Origin of the sequence: Hydrogenophaga flava NBRC 102514 (assembly GCF_001571145.1) — a bacterium.
Taxonomy (GTDB): domain Bacteria; phylum Pseudomonadota; class Gammaproteobacteria; order Burkholderiales; family Burkholderiaceae_C; genus Hydrogenophaga; species Hydrogenophaga flava.
The window spans coordinates 70,452-88,812 of sequence record NZ_BCTF01000008.1 but is presented as its reverse complement, the minus strand read 5'-3'; the positions used below and the strand labels follow the sequence as shown (position 1 = coordinate 88,812).

Genomic DNA, 18,361 nt, shown 5'->3' with positions numbered 1-18,361 from the left:
AAGCGAACCCATGCCGAAAAGAACAGACATCCAGACCGTCCTCATCATCGGAGCCGGCCCGATCATCATCGGCCAGGCCTGCGAGTTCGACTACTCGGGCGTGCAGGCCTGCAAGGCCCTGCGCGAAGAGGGCTACCGGGTCGTGCTGATCAACAGCAACCCGGCCACCATCATGACGGACCCGGCCACGGCGGACGTCACCTACATCGAGCCCATCACCTGGCAGACGGTCGAGAAGATCATCGCCAAGGAACGGCCCCAGACCCCGGGCGGCTTCGCCATCCTGCCGACCATGGGCGGCCAGACTGCGCTGAACTGCGCGCTGGACCTGTGGCGCAATGGCGTGCTGGCGCGGTATGGCGTGGAGCTGATCGGTGCCACGCCCGAGGCCATCGACAAGGCCGAAGACCGTTTGAAGTTCAAGGACGCCATGACCAAGATCGGTCTGGGCTCCGCGCGTTCGGGCATCGCCCACAGCATGGAAGAGGCCTGGGCGGTGCAGAAGATGACCGGTTTCCCGACCGTGATCCGCCCCAGCTTCACGCTGGGTGGCACCGGTGGTGGCATCGCCTACAATCCGGAAGAGTTCGAGACCATCTGCAAGCGCGGCCTGGAAGCTTCGCCGACCAACGAACTGCTGATCGAAGAATCGTTGCTCGGCTGGAAAGAGTACGAGATGGAAGTGGTGCGCGACAAGGCGGACAACTGCATCATCGTCTGCTCTATCGAGAACCTGGACCCGATGGGTGTGCACACCGGTGACTCGATCACCGTGGCGCCGGCCCAGACGCTGACCGACAAGGAGTACCAGATCCTGCGCAACGCCTCGCTGGCCGTGCTGCGCGAGATCGGCGTGGACACCGGCGGTTCCAACGTGCAGTTCTCCATCAACCCGGCCGATGGCCGCATGGTGGTGATCGAAATGAACCCACGCGTCTCGCGCTCCTCGGCGCTGGCTTCCAAGGCCACCGGCTTCCCGATCGCCAAGGTCGCGGCCAAGCTGGCCGTAGGCTACACGCTGGACGAGCTGCGCAACGAGATAACCGGTGGCGCCACGCCCGCGTCGTTCGAGCCCTCGATCGACTACGTGGTCACGAAGATCCCGCGTTTCGCCTTCGAGAAGTTCCCGACCGCCGACAGCCGCCTGACCACCCAGATGAAGTCGGTGGGCGAGGTGATGGCCATGGGCCGCACCTTCCAGGAGTCGTTCCAGAAAGCGCTGCGCGGTCTGGAGGTCGGCGTTGATGGCATGAACGAGAAGACGCAGGACCGCGAGACGCTGGAGCGCGAGCTGGGCGAACCCGGCCCCGAGCGCATCTGGTACGTGGGCGATGCCTTCGCGGCCGGCTGGTCGCTTGACGAGGTGCACCAATTCACCAAGATCGACAAATGGTTCCTGATCCAGATCGAGGAAATCATCAAGCTCGAAATGGCCATGGACCAGCTGGTGGCCGAGAAGGGCGAGGGCGCGCTGGCCAGCCTGGACGCCGACACGCTGCGCGGCCTGAAGAAGAAGGGCTTCTCCGACCGCCGCCTGGCCAAGCTGCTGGCCACCACCGACACCGCCGTGCGCGAACGCCGCAAAGCGCTGAACGTGCGCCCGGTCTACAAGCGCGTGGACACCTGCGCGGCCGAGTTCGCCACCGACACCGCCTACCTGTACTCCACCTACGAAGGCCATGGCGACGGCGAGTGCGAAGCCGAGCCGACCGACAAGAAAAAGATCATGGTGCTGGGCGGTGGTCCGAACCGCATCGGCCAGGGCATCGAGTTCGACTACTGCTGCGTGCACGCCGCGCTGGCCATGCGCGAAGACGGGTACGAGACCATCATGGTCAACTGCAACCCGGAAACCGTGTCCACCGACTACGACACCAGCGACCGCCTGTACTTCGAGCCACTGACGCTGGAAGACGTGCTGGAAATCGTCGACAAGGAAAAGCCGGTCGGCGTGATCGTGCAGTACGGTGGCCAGACGCCGCTGAAGCTCGCGCTCGGCCTGGAAGCCAACGGCGTGCCCATCATCGGTACCACGCCCGACATGATCGACGCGGCCGAGGACCGTGAGCGCTTCCAGAAGCTGCTGCACGACCTGGGCCTGCGCCAGCCGCCCAACGCCACCGCGCGCGCCGAGCCGGAAGCGCTGGAGAAGGCATCGGCGCTGGGTTACCCGCTGGTGGTGCGCCCCAGCTATGTGCTGGGCGGTCGCGCGATGGAGATCGTGCACGAGCAGCGCGACCTCGAGCGCTACATGCGCGAGGCGGTGAAGGTGAGCAACGACTCGCCGGTGCTGCTGGACCGCTTCCTGAACGATGCCATCGAGTGCGACGTGGACGCCGTGCGCGACAGCGCCGGCCGCGTGTTCATCGGCGGTGTGATGGAGCACATCGAACAGGCCGGTGTGCACTCGGGTGACTCGGCTTGCTCGCTGCCGCCGTACTACCTGTCCAAGGCCACCATCGACGAGCTCAAGCGCCAGACCGCGGCGATGGCCGAAGGCCTGAACGTGGTGGGTCTGATGAACGTGCAGTTCGCGATCCAGGAAAAGGAAGAGAACGGCGTCAAGACCGACGTGATCTTCGTGCTCGAAGTGAACCCGCGCGCCTCGCGCACGGTGCCGTTCGTGTCCAAGGCCACGGGCATCCAGCTGGCCAAGGTGGCGGCGCGCTGCATGGCCGGCCAGACGCTGGACCAGCAGGGCATCGGTGCCGAGGTCACACCGCCGTACTTCAGCGTGAAGGAGGCCGTGTTCCCGTTCGTGAAGTTCCCGGGCGTGGACACCATCCTCGGCCCCGAGATGAAGTCCACCGGCGAGGTCATGGGCGTGGGCAAGACCTTCGGCGAGGCCTTCGTCAAGAGCCAGCTGGGCGCTGGCACCAAGCTGCCACGCTCGGGCAAGGTGTTCCTGACCGTGAAGAACGGCGACAAGCCGCGTGCTGTGGAAGTGGCGCGTCAGCTGGTCGCGCTCGGTTTCGAGCTGGTGGCCACGCGGGGCACGGCGGCGGCCATCGGCGCGGCCGGCATTCCGGTGCAGACGGTCAACAAGGTCACCGAGGGCCGTCCGCACATCGTGGACATGATCAAGAACGGCGAAATCGCCCTGGTGATCAACACGGTTGAGGAGCGCCGCAACGCGATCGCCGATTCGCGAGCCATCCGCACCTCGGCACTGCTGGCCCGTGTGACCACCTTCACCACCATCTCCGGCGCGGAAGCCGCGGTGGAAGGCATGCGGCACATGGACAGCCTGCGCGTGATTTCGGTCCAGGAGATGCACGCGCAGCTGACAGCCTGATTCGCGTAAGTCCCCTTGTCCCCCGCGGGCATGGTCACTAGATTGTGGCCATGCCCGCTGTGTTTTCAGCCCCTGACATCCGCCTGCGCGAATGGACCACCGCGCAGGCCCGGCCGCGCGAGCGTCTGGATTACTGGGTGGGTGCGATCTGCGAAGCGTTCCTTGAGATGGACTGCAGCTCCTCGGCCGCGGACCACTTCGACGGACGGCTTGTGCACCTGCCGCTGCAGCGGTTGGCGGTCAACCGGGTGCAGGCCTCCACCCAGGACGTGTACAGGACGCCCGCGGCCATCGCAAAAAGCAAGGACCAGCCGTTCTACCTGATCACGCAGATCGAGCAGCCCTGGCTGGTGAAGCAGGGCGGGAGCGTGTTGCAGCTGCGCCCTGGCGACGCGGTGCTGGTGGACGCCGCCCAACCCTACGAGCTGCACTTCCCTCACTCGGTCATCTGTCTGTCGGTGCAGATGCCGCGCGCCTGGGTCGGGCAGTGGCTGCGGACCGTGGACGTGTCCCATGCGCGCGTGGCGCACCGTGGGCAGGGCTGGGGCGCCATGCTGTCGGCGCTGAGCCTGCAACTGGGGCGCCAGCCCGAACTGGCGCTTGAAATGGCGCCCGACTGGCTGGAGGCCCAGTTCGGCGCCTTGCTCGCGGCGTCAATGGAGCCGGTGGCGCATCGCAACACAGCCGGCGCCGGTGACCTGCGCGAGCGCGCCGTGGCCCTGATGCGGGAGCGCCGTGGAGAGCCCGGCTGGCGCGCCGACGAGCTTGCGGCGCAGCTGCAGGTGTCGGTGCGCAGCCTGCACCGGGCGTTCACGGCGGATGGTGAGACGGTGATGGGGCGCTGGCGCCAGGTGCGCATCGCCCATGCCTGTGAACTGCTCGCGCAGCCCCGGCTGGCCGGGCTGAACATGGCCGAGGTGGGGTGGCGCTGCGGCTACGCCGACGCTTCTCATTTCGGCCGCGACTTCCAGCGGATGATGGGGGTGACGCCCCAGCGCTGGGTGCGGGAACGGCGCGGTCACTGACGCCGCGGGGCTGGCGCAACCCGGCGACCCGGCTGGCGCAAAGCGGCCAGCGCGATTCGGCATGGGTTTCTAGAGTGATGGTGGCGTGGCCGCTGGCCACCATCCCCTGCCACCCAATAGAGGAGACCTTCATGGCCGATACCTATGTTCTTGTCCACGGCGCCTGGCACACCGGCGAGCTGATGGAGCCCGTCGCCCAGCACCTGCGCGCCAAGGGGCACACCGTGTTTTGTCCGACCCTGGCCGGCAACCGCCCTGGCGACGACCGCAGCGCCACCGGCCTGGCCGATGCGGTGGCGTCCCTGGTGGATTTCCTGCACCAGCACGACCTGCAGGATGTGCGCCTGATGGGCCACAGCTACGGCGGCATGGTGATCAGCCACGCCGCCGACCAGGCGGCGCAGCGCATCCGCCGCCTGGTCTACTGGAACGCCTTCGTACCGCTGGACGGCGAGTGCCTCAACGACCTGGTGCCACCGCACTACGTGGCTTTGTTCGACAGCATTGCTGCCGCGAACAATGGTTCAGTGATGCTCCCGTACCCGATCTGGCGCGAGGCCTTCATCAACGACGCCGACGCAGCGCTGGCCGAGAAGGCCTACGGTCTGCTCAACCCCCACCCCTACAAGACCTTCACCGACCCGGCGAAGCTGTCGACACCGCTGGCGGCGATGAACCTGGGCAAGAGCTATATCAACTGCCAGCAGGACACCGCATTGCCGCACAGCCTGCCCTGGCACCCCCGGCTGTCCGAACGGCTCGGTCTGTTCCGGCTGGTGGAGTGCAGTGGCAGTCACGAGCTGTGTTTCACCGATCCGAAACGACTGGCCGACGCCATCGAGCAGGCTGGCCGCGACTGAGCACAACCAGGGTTTCCCGGGCGTGAGGGCCCGGGTTTCGTTGCATAATCCGGGCCATTGCCGCCGACCGGAAACGATCGGCGGTTTGCTTTTTGCCGATCCCGGAGTTTGAAAATGACCTATCCCATCACCAAGCGCGGCGCTGAAATGCTCAAGTCCGAGCTGCACAAGCTCAAGACCGTGGAACGCCCGGGCGTGATCCAGGCCATTGCCGAAGCTCGTGCGCAGGGTGACCTGAGCGAAAACGCCGACTACGACGCGGCGAAGGAGCGCCAGGGTTTCATCGAAGGACGGATCGCCGAGATCGAAGGCAAGCTCTCGGCGGCGCAGGTCATTGATCCCTCGACGCTGGACGCCGGCGGCCGCGTGGTGTTCGGCTCGACGGTCGAGCTGTCGGACGAGGACAGCGGCAACGAGATGACCTACCAGATCGTGGGTGAAGACGAGGCCGACCTCAAGCAGGGGCTGGTCAACATCAGCAGCCCGATCGCGCGGGCGCTGATCGGCAAGGAAGAGGGCGACACCGCCGAGGTGCAGACCCCCGGCGGCACGCGCCGCTTCGAGATCGTGGCGGTGCGCTACGTCTGAACCGGTCCGCATGCCGCTGCAGCGCCTGTCTATCCTCATGGCCGCCCTCTGGTGGGGTGGCAACACGGGGCTGAGTTTCGTGGCGGTGCCGACCCTGTTCGCCAAGCTGGGCAGTCCGGCGGTGGCCGGTCCGGTGGCGGCACAGCTCTTTTCTTTCCAGTGCTGGATCGGGCTCGTGCTGGGCACGGCCCTGATGCTGATGCTGCGGCGCCAGCGCGCATCGCTGTCCACCGATCCGTCGCCGCAGGCGCTGTCGGATCTCCGCGCTCTGCTGTTCACCATGGCCCTGGTGGCACTGGCCGTGCTGCTGGCGATGACACAGGAATTTGGTGTGGCGAGGAAGATCGTGACCGCGCGCGCGACCGGCGGTGACCTGCGCCTGTGGCACAGCCTGGGCTCGGTGCTGGTGCTGGGGCAGTGGCTGTGCGCAGGGTCGGTGTTGTGGCGCCTGGCCGCACCCAGGCGGTCGGCGTCCCCGGCATGAATGCCCTGCGGCGTCTGGCCCAGCGGCTGACGGCGCTGCCTCCGCCGATGGTCGCCGGGCTGCTGGCCGTGGTCGCGGCACTGCTGGCTGTGCGGCTGCTGGGGCTCGCCTGGCTGCTGGCGGTGAATGTGCCCTTCTCCGACCAGTGGGCATTGCTGACCCGTCTCTACAACGGCTTCCAGTGGAGCGATGCGGCCATCGCCTTCATCTGGCAGCACGGTCCCCACCGGCAGGGGCTGAACTTCTCCCTGGTGCTGCCGGCCTACCACTTCAGCGACTGGAACGTGCGTTGGGACAGTCTCTGGACCGCGTGTGTGCAGCTGGTGGCCGGCCTGCTGGCGCTGCGCTTGCGGCGGCGCCTGCTGCCGGCGCCGTGGTCGCTCTGGGACGCCGTGCTGCTGCTGGCGTTCTGGGGGGTGTGCACCTTCGAGACCCTGGTCGTCGCGCCCAACGCGTCGCACAGCATCTTCCCGCTGCTGCTCCTGATGCTGCTGCTCAACGTGTGGCTGGCGGCGCCTAGCCTCCTGAACCACCTGGCGCTGATCGCACTGGTGGTGTGCCTGGGCTTCACCGGGTTTGGTCTCACTGCCTTGCCCGCGCTGATGCTGGTGGCCTTGATCGACGTCTGGCGCGGCGACGGAGCACAGCGGCCGCGGGCGGTGGTTGTGCTGGCGGCAGGGGTGCTCACGCTGCTGGCGTTTCTTCACCGGTATCAGTTCGTGGTGTCGGCCGACGGCTTTCAGGTGATGCGGCCGGACCCCACCGACTACCTGCGTTTCATGGCCGCCATGCTGAGCCACTTCCTGCTCATGCTGCAGCGACCCTCGCCCTGGGTGCTCTACCCCGCAGGCGCCTTGCTGCTGGCGGCCTGGGTTGTTGCGTGCTTGTGGGGCGTGCGGCATCTCAGCCGCCCGGCCGTTGAGCGGGATGACGAACGCACCCTGTGGCAGGTGTGTGTGGTGCTGATCGGTTGCAGCCTCGTCTTCGCCTTGCTCACCGCCTACGGGCGCGCGCAGCTGGGTGTCGGTGCCGCGATGGCTTCACGCTACACGGCCCTGCTGCTGCCCGGCCTGCTGGCGGTGTACCTGCTGCTGTTCCGGCACCGCGAGCGGCTGGGACCGCTGTTGCTGGTGCTGCTGCTCCTGTTCGCCGCGCGCGTGCTGCCGGAGACGCGCGAGGCGTACCTGCTGGGCCGCTACTACGCGGGCATGAAGCTGTGCTGGCTGGAACAGTACCGCGCCGGCGGTGGCGTTGCGGCGGCGGATGCCCGGTTGCAGGCGCTGGATGCACGGGCCCAGTTCCAGCCCGGCTGGCTGGGGCGGCAGGCGCAATGGGATCTGATGGAGCAGCATCGGCTGGGGCCGCTCGCCCCTGGTGCGCCGTCGGAGCACCTGCTGCGGCTCTACCCGCAGCCCTGCGAACTGCTGCGCTGAAGCCGGGCGGCGTTCAGGCGGTGCGCCGCTCGGCCGATTCCAGGGTGTTGACCATGAGCATGGTGATGGTCATGGGGCCGACACCGCCGGGCACCGGGGTGATCCAGCCCGCCACTTCTTTCACGCCCGCAAAGTCCACGTCACCGCAGAGCTTGCCTTCGTCGTTGCGGTTCATGCCCACGTCCAGCACCACGGCACCGGGTTTGACCATGTCGGCGGTCAGCACATTGCGCTTGCCCACAGCGGCGACGATCACGTCGGCCTGCAGCGTCATGGCCTTGAGGTCTTTGGTGGCGCTGTGGCAGATGGTGACGGTGGCGTTCTGCTGCAACAGCATCATCGCCATGGGCTTGCCCACGATGTTGCTGCGCCCGATGACGACCGCGTGTTTTCCCTTGAGCTCGTAGCCGATGCTTTCCAGCATCTTCATGCAGCCGTAGGGCGTGCAGGGCCAGAAGCCGGGCAGGCCGGTCATGAGGGCGCCAGCGCTGGCGATGTGAAAACCGTCCACATCCTTCTCGGGCGAGATCGCCTCAATCACGCGCTGGGCGTTCATGTGAGCCGGCAGAGGCAACTGCACCAGGATGCCGTGGATGCTGGCGTCGTTGTTCATCGCGTCCACGCGGGCGAGCAGCTCGGCCTCGGTCATGGTGGCCGGCCAGGTCTCCAGCACCGAGTGCATGCCGGTGTCCTCGCAGGCCTTGACCTTGTTGCGCACATAGACCTGGCTGGCAGGGTTGTCGCCGACCAGGATGACGGCCAGACCCGGCGTCACCCCTTTGGCCTTTAGTGCGGTCACGCGTGCAGCCACATCGGTGCGGAGCTGTTTGGAGAGGGCGTTGCCGTCGATGAGTTGGGCGGTCATGGTCGTAGGGAGGAGGAGGGGAAATGGAAACGCCCGCCGGGAGGGGCGGGCGTTGGCGCAGGGTGTTGAGGATCAGGCTTTGGCAGGTGTCTGGCCCAGGGCGATCTTGAGCAGATCGGCCACGGTGTTGGCACCCAGCTTTTCCATGATGTTGGCGCGGTGCGCTTCGACAGTCTTGATGCTGATGCCCAGGTCGTCGGCGATCTGCTTGTTCAGGCGGCCTGCGACGATGCGCTCCAGCACCTGGGCTTCGCGGCCCGTGAGCTTGGAGAGCAGGGCGTCGCGGCTGGCGGCCTGCTGGTGGGTGGCGAAAGCCTCCTTCGCGGTTTCCAGCATACGCTCGACCAGCAGCACCAGCTGGTCTTCCTTGAAGGGTTTCTGGATGAAGTCCAGCGCACCCCGCTTCATGGATTCCACCGCCATCGGCACGTCTCCGTGACCGGTGATGAAGACGATGGGCAGGGGGGACTGGCGTTCGATCAGCTTTTCCTGCAGCTCCATGCCGGTCATGCCACCCATGCGGATGTCTGCGATCAGGCAAGCCACTTCGCGCGCGTCATAGCGGCTGAGGAAGGCTTCGGCAGATTCAAAACAGCGGACCCGGTAGTCCTTGCCTTCGAGCAACCATTGCAGGGAGTCACGAACGGCCTCGTCGTCATCGACGACATAGACGGTGCCTTTTTTGGGAATCAAACTCATCTCGCTCTTTCGGTGTCCGTCAACGACGTCGCGGCGGATGGCCCCGGTTCCGGTTCCTGTGTCAGTCGGGACTGAACGGGTATCCAGAAACTGAAGCAGCAACCCACCACTTCATCTCCATTGTAGATGTTCTGCACCTGCATCCTGCCGTGGTGCGACTCGACGATGCTGCGACACAGCTTGAGGCCGATGCCCATGCCTTCGCTCTTGGTGCTGTAGAACGCCTCGTAGATGCGCTCGATCATTTCCGCTGGCACGCCGTTGCCGGAATCGCGCACCGAGAACTCCACCACTTCCTGGTCGTCGAGCCGGCGCGGACCGACGCGCAGCTCGATGTAGCGCTCGCCGGGCGGGCGGCCTGCCTGCGCAATCGCCTCGCCCGCGTTCTTCAGCAAATTGATCAGCACCTGTTCGATCAGGATCGGATCGACCATCAGGCTCGGCAAACGCGCCGCAACATAGGGCGAGAGACGGACCTGGTGGCGGCGCAGTTCGATGTCGGCCAGTTCGATCGCGTTGCTCACCATCTGCGCCACGTCCGAGGGCATGGGGTTGGGTTCGCTGCGTTTCACGAAGGCGCGGATGCGCTGGATGATCTGGCCCGCGCGCTGGGCTTGTCTGGCGGTCTTCTCCAGCGCGGCCAGAAGGTCTTCCTCGTTGATCCGCTGCTCTTTGACGCGCGAGATCATGCCGTTGCAGTAGTTGCTGATGGCCGTGAGCGGCTGGTTGAGTTCGTGCGCCACGCTCGACGCCATCTCGCCCATGGTGATCAGGCGGCTGGCGGTCTGTGCGCGTTCGGCCTGGCGTGCGGCCTGTTCTTCCGCGTTGCGGCGCGGGGTGATGTCGCTGGCAATCACCATTTGGGCCAGCCGGCCGTCGACCCAGGTCAGGTAGCGCGTGCGAACCTCCAGCCACCGGTCCAGCTCCTCGACGAACACCTCGGCGTTCTCCGCGCCCGCATCGGTCAGCGTGTCGGTCGGCATGCCGGCAAAGGCGTCCACCGCGTCGCCGTTGTCCGGGCTGGGGGTGGGCTGGTTGCCGGCCAGGTCCACCAGCTGGCGGTGGCCCTGGCCGCGGGTGCCGAACCAGAGCCGGTACATCTTGTTGGCAAACAGCATTTCGTCGCTGCCCAGCGGCGCCACGGACACCGCGGAGTCCAGCGACTCGAGCACGGTGGTGAAGCGTTCGTAGGACGCAGAAAGCTCTTCGCGGATGCGCTTGGGCTCGGTGATGTCGGTCATCGAGGTCATCCAGCCGGTCTGGTGTCCTCTCGGATCGATCAGGGGCGAGACGTACATGCGGGCGTCGAAGATGCTGCCGTCGCGGCGCTGCACACGCACCTCGAAACCACCGGGCGTGGACCGGCCGTTGAGCTCGTCCTCCAGCCGCGCCGCCAGTTGCTCGTGGTCGTCCTCTGGCCAGTAAGGGAAGGGAGCGGTGCGGCCGACCAGCTCGCTTTCGGTCCAGCCCGTCATTGAGCAGAACGCGGGGTTGACATAGGTGATGCGGCCCTGCATGTCCAGCGCCCGCATGCCGGTGAGCATGGAGTTTTCCATGGCGCGGCGGAAGTTGGTCTCGGACATCAGGGCCTGCTGCGCCTGCACCCGGCGGCGCGTGTGGCGCCAGGTGCCCAGCAGCATCCACACCGTGAGCGCCGACAGCGCGCCGATGACCCAGAAGAAGCCGCTGCCCACGATGTCCTGCGAAGTACGGTAGCCCTGGGCCTTGAGGATCAGGCCATTGCCCACCGGCGAAACCGGTACCTCGTGCTCCAGCGGCTGCGACGACCAGGGCAACAGCCGCAGCACCGTGCTCGGCGACTGCAGGTTGCCCGCGAGCACGCGCCCGCGGTCGTCCATCAAGGCCACGGCGTAGCGGGCCATGATCTCCGGCGGCATGCCAAAGCGCATCAGTCCGTCGATGGAGTACTCGCCCATAACGGTGCCCGAAAAACGGCCCTGCTCCGTGAGCGGCACCTGCAGCATCAGGGTGGACTGGCGGGCGTCCTCACCGAGCGGTCTCGAATAGATCGGCTGGCGCAGGTCGCGCGCCAGCTCGAAAGAGCCATCGCCTTCGGCTGCTGCAATCGTGCTGCCTTTGGGGCGCAGCAGGTTCAGCGGTGCACTGGGGGAGGCGTGGCTGGCCTGGACTGTGCGGCGCGCGTCGATCCAGCTGATCGCCTGCAGCTCCGGGAACTGGCTGATGAGCGTCTCGGCCTGGAACTCGAATTCGTCGGCGCTGATCTCCTTGTTGTCGACCTCTCGGGCCAGACGCATGAGTTGTTCCTGGCGTTCGAGCAGTCGCAGCCGGATGCGCTGTTGCGCATACTCGACGTCGCGCGTCACGGCCTCCTGTTCGCGCTCCAGTTCCTCGTAGCGCAGGTAGGTGATGGCCACCGCGATGGCCGACAGAAACAGCAGCACGGACAGCAGCGGCGCCAGCGTGGCGAAGCGGTCCTGGCGCGAGGGTGGGAGACGGCGCCACCAGCGGCGCCACCAGTCCAGCGGGGTGCCGCCGGGCGGGGTGGCAGTCGGTTGTTCAGGGGCGGGAATCATTCGGTCGAGTGTACGGGTGAGGCCCCGGAGTACAGGTGGCGGGCCGGATGGTGGGCGCGGAAAACGCTACAGAATTCGCATCTCATGATTTCGCATAAAGAAATCAACAAGCATATATTGAAATGACCGCAGTTCTGTGGAAAAATCCGCGACACTGCGGGGGCGCACTCCGTCAGTCCGTTCACACCCTTTCAGGAGACAAGCACATGGCAGCGTCAGACGCTCAAAACAACCGTGGTGCCGGGGACATTGATTCCCAGGAAACCCGCGAATGGATGGAGGCGCTGGCCGCCGTCATTGAAAAAGAGGGCCCCGAGCGCGCCCACTTCCTGCTGGAACAGCTGCTGGAAGAAGCCCGGCAGAACAGCATCGACATGCCGTTCTCGGCCAACACGGGCTATGTGAACACCATCGAGGCCACCGAAGAGGCCCGCTGCCCCGGCAATATAGAGATCGAAGAACGCCTGCGCGCCTACATGCGCTGGAACGCCATGGCCATGGTGGTCAAGGCCAACCGCCACAACCCCGATGACGGCGGTGACCTGGGCGGCCACATCGGCTCCTTCGCTTCGCTGGCCCATATGTTCGGCGCCGGCTTCAACCACTTCTGGCACGCCGAGTCCGAAAACCACGGCGGCGACTGCCTGTACATCCAGGGTCACGTGTCGCCCGGCGTCTACGCCCGCGCCTACCTGGAAGGCCGCCTGACCGAAGAGCAGCTGCTGCACTTCCGCCAGGAAGTGGATGGCAAAGGTCTGTCGAGCTACCCGCACCCCAAGCTGATGCCCGAGTTCTGGCAGTTCCCGACCGTGTCGATGGGCCTGGGCCCGCTGATGGCGATCTACCAGGCGCGCTTCCTGAAGTACCTGCACGCCCGCGGCATCGCCAACACCGAGAACCGCAAGGTCTGGGTGTTCTGCGGCGACGGCGAAATGGACGAGGTCGAGTCGCTGGGCGCCATCAGCCTGGCCGCGCGCGAGAACCTGGACAACCTGATCTTCGTGGTGAACTGCAACCTGCAGCGCCTGGATGGTCCGGTGCGCGGCAACGGCAAGATCATCCAGGAACTCGAAGGCGAGTTCCGTGGTTCCGGCTGGAACGTGATCAAGCTGCTGTGGGGTTCCAACTGGGACCCGCTGCTGGCGCGCGACAAGGACGGCGCCCTGCGCAAGATCATGATGGAGACGCTGGATGGCGACTACCAGGCGTTCAAAGCCAACGACGGTGCCTACGTGCGCAAGCACTTCTTCGGTCGCGATCCGAAGGCACTGGAACTCGTCTCGCACATGAGCGACGACGACATCTGGAACCTGCGCCGCGGCGGCCATGACCCGCAAAAGGTCTATGCCGCGTACCACAAGGCGGTGAACCACAAGGGCCAGCCGACCGTGCTGCTGATCAAGACGGTCAAGGGCTTTGGCATGGGCAAGGCCGGGGAAGGCAAGAACACGGTCCACCAGACCAAGAAGCTGACCGACGAAGACATCAAGATCTTCCGCGACCGCTTCAACCTGCCGATCCCGGACAGCGAGCTGCCCAAGATCCCGTTCTACAAGCCGGCCGACGACACGCCGGAAATGCAGTACCTGCACGAGCGCCGCAAGGCCCTGGGTGGTTACCTGCCCAAGCGCCGCACCAAGGCGGACGAGAGTTTCACCGTGCCCGCGCTGGAAACCTTCAAAGCCGTGCTGGAGCCGACGGCCGAAGGCCGTGAAATCTCCACGACGCAAGCCTATGTGCGCTTCCTGACGCAGCTGCTGCGCGACCAGGCTCTGGGCCCGCGCGTGGTGCCCATCCTGGTGGACGAGGCCCGCACCTTCGGCATGGAAGGCCTGTTCCGCCAGGTTGGCATCTACAACCCGGCAGGCCAGCAGTACACCCCGGTGGATAAAGACCAGGTCATGTACTACAAGGAAGACAAGGCCGGCCAGATCCTGCAGGAAGGCATCAACGAAGCCGGCGGCATGAGCAGCTGGATCGCGGCGGCTACCTCGTACAGCACGTCCAACCGCATCATGGTGCCGTTCTACGTGTACTACTCGATGTTCGGCTTCCAGCGCATCGGCGACCTGGCCTGGGCGGCCGGCGACATGCAGGCGCGCGGCTTCCTGCTGGGCGGCACCTCGGGTCGCACGACCCTGAACGGCGAAGGCCTGCAGCACGAAGATGGCCACAGCCACATCCTGGCCGGCACCATCCCGAACTGCGTCAGCTACGACCCGACCTTCGCGCACGAAGTCGGCGTGATCCTGCACCACGGCCTCAAGCGCATGGTGGAGAAGCAGGACAACGTCTTCTATTACCTGACGCTGCTCAACGAGAACTACGCCATGCCCGGCCTGACCGCCGGCACGGAAGAGCAGATCATCAAGGGCATGTACCTGTGCAAGCCGGGCGCCGAAGGCGACAAGCGCGTGCAGCTGCTGGGCTCCGGCACCATCCTGCGCGAGTCCATCGCCGCCCAGGCCCTGCTGGCCACCGACTGGGGCGTGCAGGCCGATGTGTGGAGCTGCCCGAGCTTCAACGAACTGACCCGCGACGGCCAGGACTGCGAGCGCTTCAACCTGCTGCACCCGACCGAAGCCCAGCGCGTGCCCTTTGTGGCGCAACAGCTGGCCAAGCACGCCGGCCCGGTGGTCGCCTCGACCGACTACATGAAGAACTATGCCGAGCAGATCCGTCCCTTCATCCCCAAGGGCCGCGAATACAAGGTGCTGGGCACCGATGGCTTCGGTCGCAGCGATTTCCGCAGCAAGCTGCGCGAGCACTTCGAGATCAACCGCCACTACATCGTCGTCGCCGCCCTGCGCGCGCTGGCCGACGAGGGCAAGCTGCCGCTGGCCAAGGTGGCCGAGGCGATCAAGAAGTACGGTATCAAGACGGACAAGGTCAACCCGCTCTACGCGTAAACATCCGGAGACAAGAACATGGCACTGGTAGAAGTGAAAGTCCCGGACATCGGCGACTTCGACGAAGTGGCGGTCATCGAACTGCTGGTCAAGGTGGGCGACGCGGTCAAGGCCGAGCAGTCGCTGATCACGGTCGAGAGCGACAAGGCCTCTATGGAAATCCCGTCCAGCACCGCTGGCGTGGTGAAAGAAATGCGCGTGGCGCTGGGCGACAAGGTCAAGGAAGGTTCTGTGGTGCTGGTGGTGGAAGCCGCCGGTGAGGCCGCTGCGCCAGCACCGGCTGCTGCAGCCCCCGCTGCTGCAGCGCCCGCACCGGTTGCGGCTGCTCCTGTGGCCGCCCCGGCCGCGGCACCCGCAGCCGCCGGTCCGGTGGAGGTGCATGTCCCCGACATCGGCGACTTCAAGGATGTCGCGGTCATCGAGGTGTTCGTCAAGCCCGGCGACACCATCAAGGTCGAGCAGAGCCTGATCACGGTCGAGTCCGACAAGGCATCGATGGAGATCCCCTCGTCGCACGCCGGCGTGCTCAAGGAACTCAAGGTGAAGGTCGGCGACAAGGTCAACATTGGTGACCTGCTGGCGATCCTCGAAGGCGCTGCGGGCGCCGCTGCATCGGCACCGGCTGCCGCTCCGGTGGCTGCACCCGCAGCGGCTGTGGCGGCTCCGGTCGCCGCGGCCGTCGCCTCGGCCCCCACAGCGGCTCCGGCCCACAACCCCACCGGCACGCCCGCACTGGGTCTGCCGCACGCGTCGCCTTCGGTGCGCAAGTTCGCCCGCGAACTGGGTGTGCCGCTGGACGAGGTCAAGGGCTCGGGCCTGAAAGGCCGCATCACGGCCGACGACATCCAGTCGTTCACCAAGTCGGTCATGGCCGGAGCGGTGCAGACCAAGGCGCAGGCCGCCAAGGCCCCGGCATCCGCCGGCGGTGGTGGTTCCGAGCTGGGCCTGATCCCCTGGCCGAAGGTGGACTTCGCCAAGTTCGGCCCCATCGAGCGCAAGGAACTGGGCCGCATCAAGAAGATCAGCGGCGCCAACCTGCTGCGCAACGCCGTGATGATCCCGGCCGTCACCAACCACGACGACGCCGACATCACCGACCTCGAAGCCTTCCGCGTGTCCACCAACAAGGAGAACGAGAAGAGCGGTGTCAAGGTCACGATGCTGGCCTTCCTGATCAAGGCGTCGGTCGCCGCGCTCAAGAAGTTCCCCGAGTTCAACAGCTCGCTGGACGGCGATTCGCTGGTCTACAAGCAGTACTACCACATCGGTTTTGCAGCCGACACACCCAACGGCCTGGTCGTGCCCGTCATCAAGGATGCCGACAAGAAGGGCGTGCTGCAGATCAGCCAGGAAATGGGTGAGCTGGCCAAGAAGGCCCGCGACGGCAAGCTCGGCCCGGCCGACATGTCCGGTGCCACCTTCACCATCTCCAGCCTGGGTGGCATCGGTGGCCGTTACTTCACGCCCATCATCAACGCGCCCGAAGTCGCCATCCTGGGCGTCTGTAAGAGCCAGATGGAACCGGTGTGGGACGGCAAGGCTTTCGTGCCGCGCTTGATGCTGCCGCTGTCGCTGACCTGGGACCACCGCGTGATCGACGGCGCTGCGGCGGCGCGCTTCAATGCGTACCTCGGCCAGATCCTCGGCGACTTCCGTCGCGTGCTGCTGTAAAGGAACCGGAACATGGCACTCATGGACATCAAGGTTCCTGACATCGGCGACTTCGACGAGGTCGCGGTCATCGAACTGCTGGTCAAGCCAGGCGACACCGTCAAGGCCGAGCAGAGCCTCATCACCGTCGAGTCCGACAAGGCCTCGATGGAGATTCCTTCGTCGCACGCCGGCGTGGTCAAGGAGCTCAAGGTCAAGCTGGGCGACAAGGTCAAGGAAGGCTCGGTGGTGCTGGTGCTGGAAGCGGAGGGTGCTGCGGCGGCTCCCGCGCCGGTGGCGGGACCTGCGCCTGCCGCCGCACCCACTGCGGCCCCGGCCGCTGCCCCGGTGGTGGCCCCGACCGCTGCCAGCTTCGGCGGCTCGGCCGACATCGAATGCGACGTTCTGGTGCTGGGCGCCGGCCCTGGCGGCTACTCGGCCGCCTTCCGCGCAGCCGATCTGGGCCTGAAGGTCGTGATCGTCGAGCGCTACGCCCAGCTGGGCGGCGTCTGCCTGAACGTGGGCTGCATCCCCTCCAAGGCCTTGCTGCACGTGGCGGCGGTCATGGACGAGGTCTCTCACCTGGGCGACCTGGGCGTGGAGTTCGGCAAGCCCACCGTGAGCGTGGACAAGCTGCGCGCCCACAAGGAAAAGGTCATCGGCAAGCTGACCGGCGGCCTGGCGGCGATGGCCAAGATGCGCAAGGTCACCATCGTGCGTGGCTACGGCGCCTTCGTCGGCCCCAACCACGTCGAAGTGGAAGAGACCACCGGCACGGGCCAGGACAAGACCGGCACCAAGAAGGTCGTGGCCTTCAAGAAGTGCATCATCGCCGCCGGCTCGCAGGCCGTGCGCCTGCCGTTCTTCCCGCAGGACGATCGCATCGTGGACTCGACCGGCGCACTGGCGCTCAAGGGCGTGCCCAAGAAGATGCTGATCGTCGGCGGCGGCATCATCGGCCTGGAGATGGGCACGGTGTACAGCACGCTGGGCGCCCGCCTGGACGTGGTCGAGATGCTGGACGGCCTGATGCAGGGCGCCGACCGCGACCTGGTCAAGGTCTGGGAGAAGATGAACAAGGGCCGCTTCGACAACATCATGTTGAAGACCAAGACCGTGGGCGCCACGGCCACGCCCGAAGGCATCAAGGTGCAGTTCGAGGGGCTGGACGGCACCAAGAGCGAAGGCACCTACGACCTGGTGCTGCAGGCCGTGGGCCGCACGCCCAACGGCAAGAAGATCGCCGCCGACAAGGCCGGCGTGGCCGTGACCGACCGAGGTTTCATCAACGTCGACATCCAGATGCGCACCAACGTGCCGCACATCTTCGCCATCGGAGACATCGTGGGCCAGCCCATGCTGGCGCACAAGGCGGTGCACGAGGCGCACGTGGCGGCGGAAGTCATCGCCGGTGAACTGCAGGGCAACAAGGACCTGGCCTCGGCCGCCTTCAACGCCCGCGTGATCCCCAGCGTGGCCTACACCGACCCCGAGGTGGCCTGGGTGGGCCTGACCGAGGACCAGGCCAAGGCGCAGGGCATCAAGGTCAAGAAGGGCCTGTTCCCCTGGACGGCCTCGGGCCGCGCCATCGCCAACGGCCGCGACGAAGGCTTCACCAAGCTGCTGTTCGACGATTCGCCAGAGGCCCATGGCCACGGCAAGATCCTGGGCGGCGGCATCGTGGGCACCCACGCCGGCGACATGATCGGCGAGATCGCGCTGGCCATCGAGATGGGCGCGGACGCGGTGGACATCGGCAAGACCATCCATCCGCACCCCACGCTGGGCGAGAGCATCGGCATGGCGGCGGAGGTGGCGCACGGGTCGTGTACTGACCTGCCGCCGTCGAAGAAGTAAGCCTTGTCGGCCACCGTCAGAAGCCTGGCGGTTGGTCGAAAAATCCAATCGATTCGCCCTCCGGGACCCTGTGTTCCGGAGGGCGTTTTGTTGCGGGCGACTCGTGCGGTCGGGGCCGGGGGGAAATCTTCGCGATAATTT

At 66.1% G+C, this 18,361-nt stretch carries 12 protein-coding genes; 9 read left to right on the top strand and 3 right to left on the bottom strand.

What is annotated here, in order from left to right:
* The first annotated feature begins 10 nt into the window (after positions 1–10).
* The 6 genes from carB to HFL01S_RS08930 all read left to right on the top strand — a co-directional run bounded on the left by carB (position 11) and on the right by HFL01S_RS08930 (position 7,685).
* Positions 11–3,295, top strand: a complete 3,285-nt coding sequence (gene carB / locus HFL01S_RS08955) for a carbamoyl-phosphate synthase large subunit (RefSeq protein WP_066257545.1) — start codon at positions 11–13, stop codon at positions 3,293–3,295.
* 50 nt (positions 3,296–3,345) lie between these two features.
* Positions 3,346–4,320 carry a helix-turn-helix domain-containing protein gene (locus tag HFL01S_RS08950; RefSeq protein ID WP_066257544.1) on the top strand — a complete coding sequence of 325 codons (975 nt, stop codon included), beginning with the start codon at positions 3,346–3,348 and terminating at the stop codon, positions 4,318–4,320.
* Positions 4,321–4,451: 131 nt separating this feature from the next.
* Positions 4,452–5,180: an alpha/beta fold hydrolase gene (locus HFL01S_RS08945; protein WP_066257543.1), complete on the top strand. Its 729-nt coding sequence runs from the start codon at positions 4,452–4,454 to the stop codon at positions 5,178–5,180.
* Between the two features lie 114 nt (positions 5,181–5,294).
* A complete protein-coding gene (gene greA / locus HFL01S_RS08940; RefSeq protein ID WP_066257540.1) occupies positions 5,295–5,768 on the top strand; it encodes a transcription elongation factor GreA in 474 nt (157 codons plus the stop codon).
* Positions 5,769–5,778: 10 nt separating this feature from the next.
* Positions 5,779–6,252 carry a DUF4149 domain-containing protein gene (locus HFL01S_RS08935; RefSeq protein WP_066257538.1) on the top strand — a complete coding sequence of 158 codons (474 nt, stop codon included), beginning with the start codon at positions 5,779–5,781 and terminating at the stop codon, positions 6,250–6,252.
* Entirely contained in the window at positions 6,249–7,685 is a 1,437-nt protein-coding gene (locus HFL01S_RS08930) for a hypothetical protein (protein WP_157538814.1), read from the top strand. The genes HFL01S_RS08935 and HFL01S_RS08930 overlap by 4 nt, the downstream gene beginning before the upstream one ends.
* 13 nt (positions 7,686–7,698) lie before the next feature.
* Here the strand turns inward: HFL01S_RS08930 and folD are convergent, their stop codons facing one another.
* The 3 genes from folD to HFL01S_RS08915 all read right to left on the bottom strand — a co-directional run bounded on the left by folD (position 7,699) and on the right by HFL01S_RS08915 (position 11,804).
* The gene (gene folD, locus HFL01S_RS08925) at positions 7,699–8,550 is read right to left on the bottom strand and encodes a bifunctional methylenetetrahydrofolate dehydrogenase/methenyltetrahydrofolate cyclohydrolase FolD (protein ID WP_066257535.1); all 852 of its coding nucleotides are present in this window, start codon (positions 8,548–8,550) and stop codon (positions 7,699–7,701) included.
* A 72-nt stretch (positions 8,551–8,622) separates the two neighbouring features.
* Positions 8,623–9,249, bottom strand: coding sequence for a response regulator transcription factor (locus HFL01S_RS08920; protein WP_066257532.1), 627 nt, complete (start codon positions 9,247–9,249; stop codon positions 8,623–8,625).
* On the bottom strand, positions 9,246–11,804 hold the full coding sequence (locus HFL01S_RS08915; protein WP_066257530.1) for a PAS domain-containing sensor histidine kinase: 2,559 nt from the start codon (positions 11,802–11,804) through the stop codon (positions 9,246–9,248). Before HFL01S_RS08915 ends, HFL01S_RS08920 begins: the two co-directional genes overlap by 4 nt.
* Before the next feature lie 206 nt (positions 11,805–12,010).
* Between HFL01S_RS08915 and aceE the strand changes: the two genes are divergently transcribed.
* Genes aceE through lpdA form a run of 3 tightly spaced genes read left to right on the top strand, consistent with a single transcriptional unit; the run spans position 12,011 to position 18,220 of the window.
* Positions 12,011–14,713, top strand: a complete 2,703-nt coding sequence (aceE, locus tag HFL01S_RS08910) for a pyruvate dehydrogenase (acetyl-transferring), homodimeric type (RefSeq protein WP_066257529.1) — start codon at positions 12,011–12,013, stop codon at positions 14,711–14,713.
* An 18-nt stretch (positions 14,714–14,731) separates the two neighbouring features.
* On the top strand, positions 14,732–16,384 hold the full coding sequence (gene aceF, locus HFL01S_RS08905; RefSeq protein WP_066257528.1) for a dihydrolipoyllysine-residue acetyltransferase: 1,653 nt from the start codon (positions 14,732–14,734) through the stop codon (positions 16,382–16,384).
* A gap of 12 nt (positions 16,385–16,396) precedes the next feature.
* On the top strand, positions 16,397–18,220 hold the full coding sequence (lpdA, locus tag HFL01S_RS08900) for a dihydrolipoyl dehydrogenase (protein WP_066257526.1): 1,824 nt from the start codon (positions 16,397–16,399) through the stop codon (positions 18,218–18,220).
* The last annotated feature ends 141 nt before the right edge of the window (positions 18,221–18,361 follow it).

Excerpts from the sequence above, each read along its gene's own strand:
- HFL01S_RS08950 (WP_066257544.1), top strand. The coding sequence starts at position 3,346 with ATGCCCGCTGTGTTTTCAGCCCCTGACATCCGCCTGCGCGAATGGACC.
- greA (WP_066257540.1), top strand. The coding sequence starts at position 5,295 with ATGACCTATCCCATCACCAAGCGCGGCGCTGAAATGCTCAAGTCCGAG.
- HFL01S_RS08920 (WP_066257532.1), bottom strand. The coding sequence starts at position 9,249 with ATGAGTTTGATTCCCAAAAAAGGCACCGTCTATGTCGTCGATGACGAC.
- aceF (WP_066257528.1), top strand. The coding sequence starts at position 14,732 with ATGGCACTGGTAGAAGTGAAAGTCCCGGACATCGGCGACTTCGACGAA.
- HFL01S_RS08935 (WP_066257538.1), top strand. The coding sequence starts at position 5,779 with ATGCCGCTGCAGCGCCTGTCTATCCTCATGGCCGCCCTCTGGTGGGGT.
- folD (WP_066257535.1), bottom strand. The coding sequence starts at position 8,550 with ATGACCGCCCAACTCATCGACGGCAACGCCCTCTCCAAACAGCTCCGC.
- carB (WP_066257545.1), top strand. The coding sequence starts at position 11 with ATGCCGAAAAGAACAGACATCCAGACCGTCCTCATCATCGGAGCCGGC.
- HFL01S_RS08930 (WP_157538814.1), top strand. The coding sequence starts at position 6,249 with ATGAATGCCCTGCGGCGTCTGGCCCAGCGGCTGACGGCGCTGCCTCCG.
- lpdA (WP_066257526.1), top strand. The coding sequence starts at position 16,397 with ATGGCACTCATGGACATCAAGGTTCCTGACATCGGCGACTTCGACGAG.
- aceE (WP_066257529.1), top strand. The coding sequence starts at position 12,011 with ATGGCAGCGTCAGACGCTCAAAACAACCGTGGTGCCGGGGACATTGAT.
- HFL01S_RS08945 (WP_066257543.1), top strand. The coding sequence starts at position 4,452 with ATGGCCGATACCTATGTTCTTGTCCACGGCGCCTGGCACACCGGCGAG.
- HFL01S_RS08915 (WP_066257530.1), bottom strand. The coding sequence starts at position 11,804 with ATGATTCCCGCCCCTGAACAACCGACTGCCACCCCGCCCGGCGGCACC.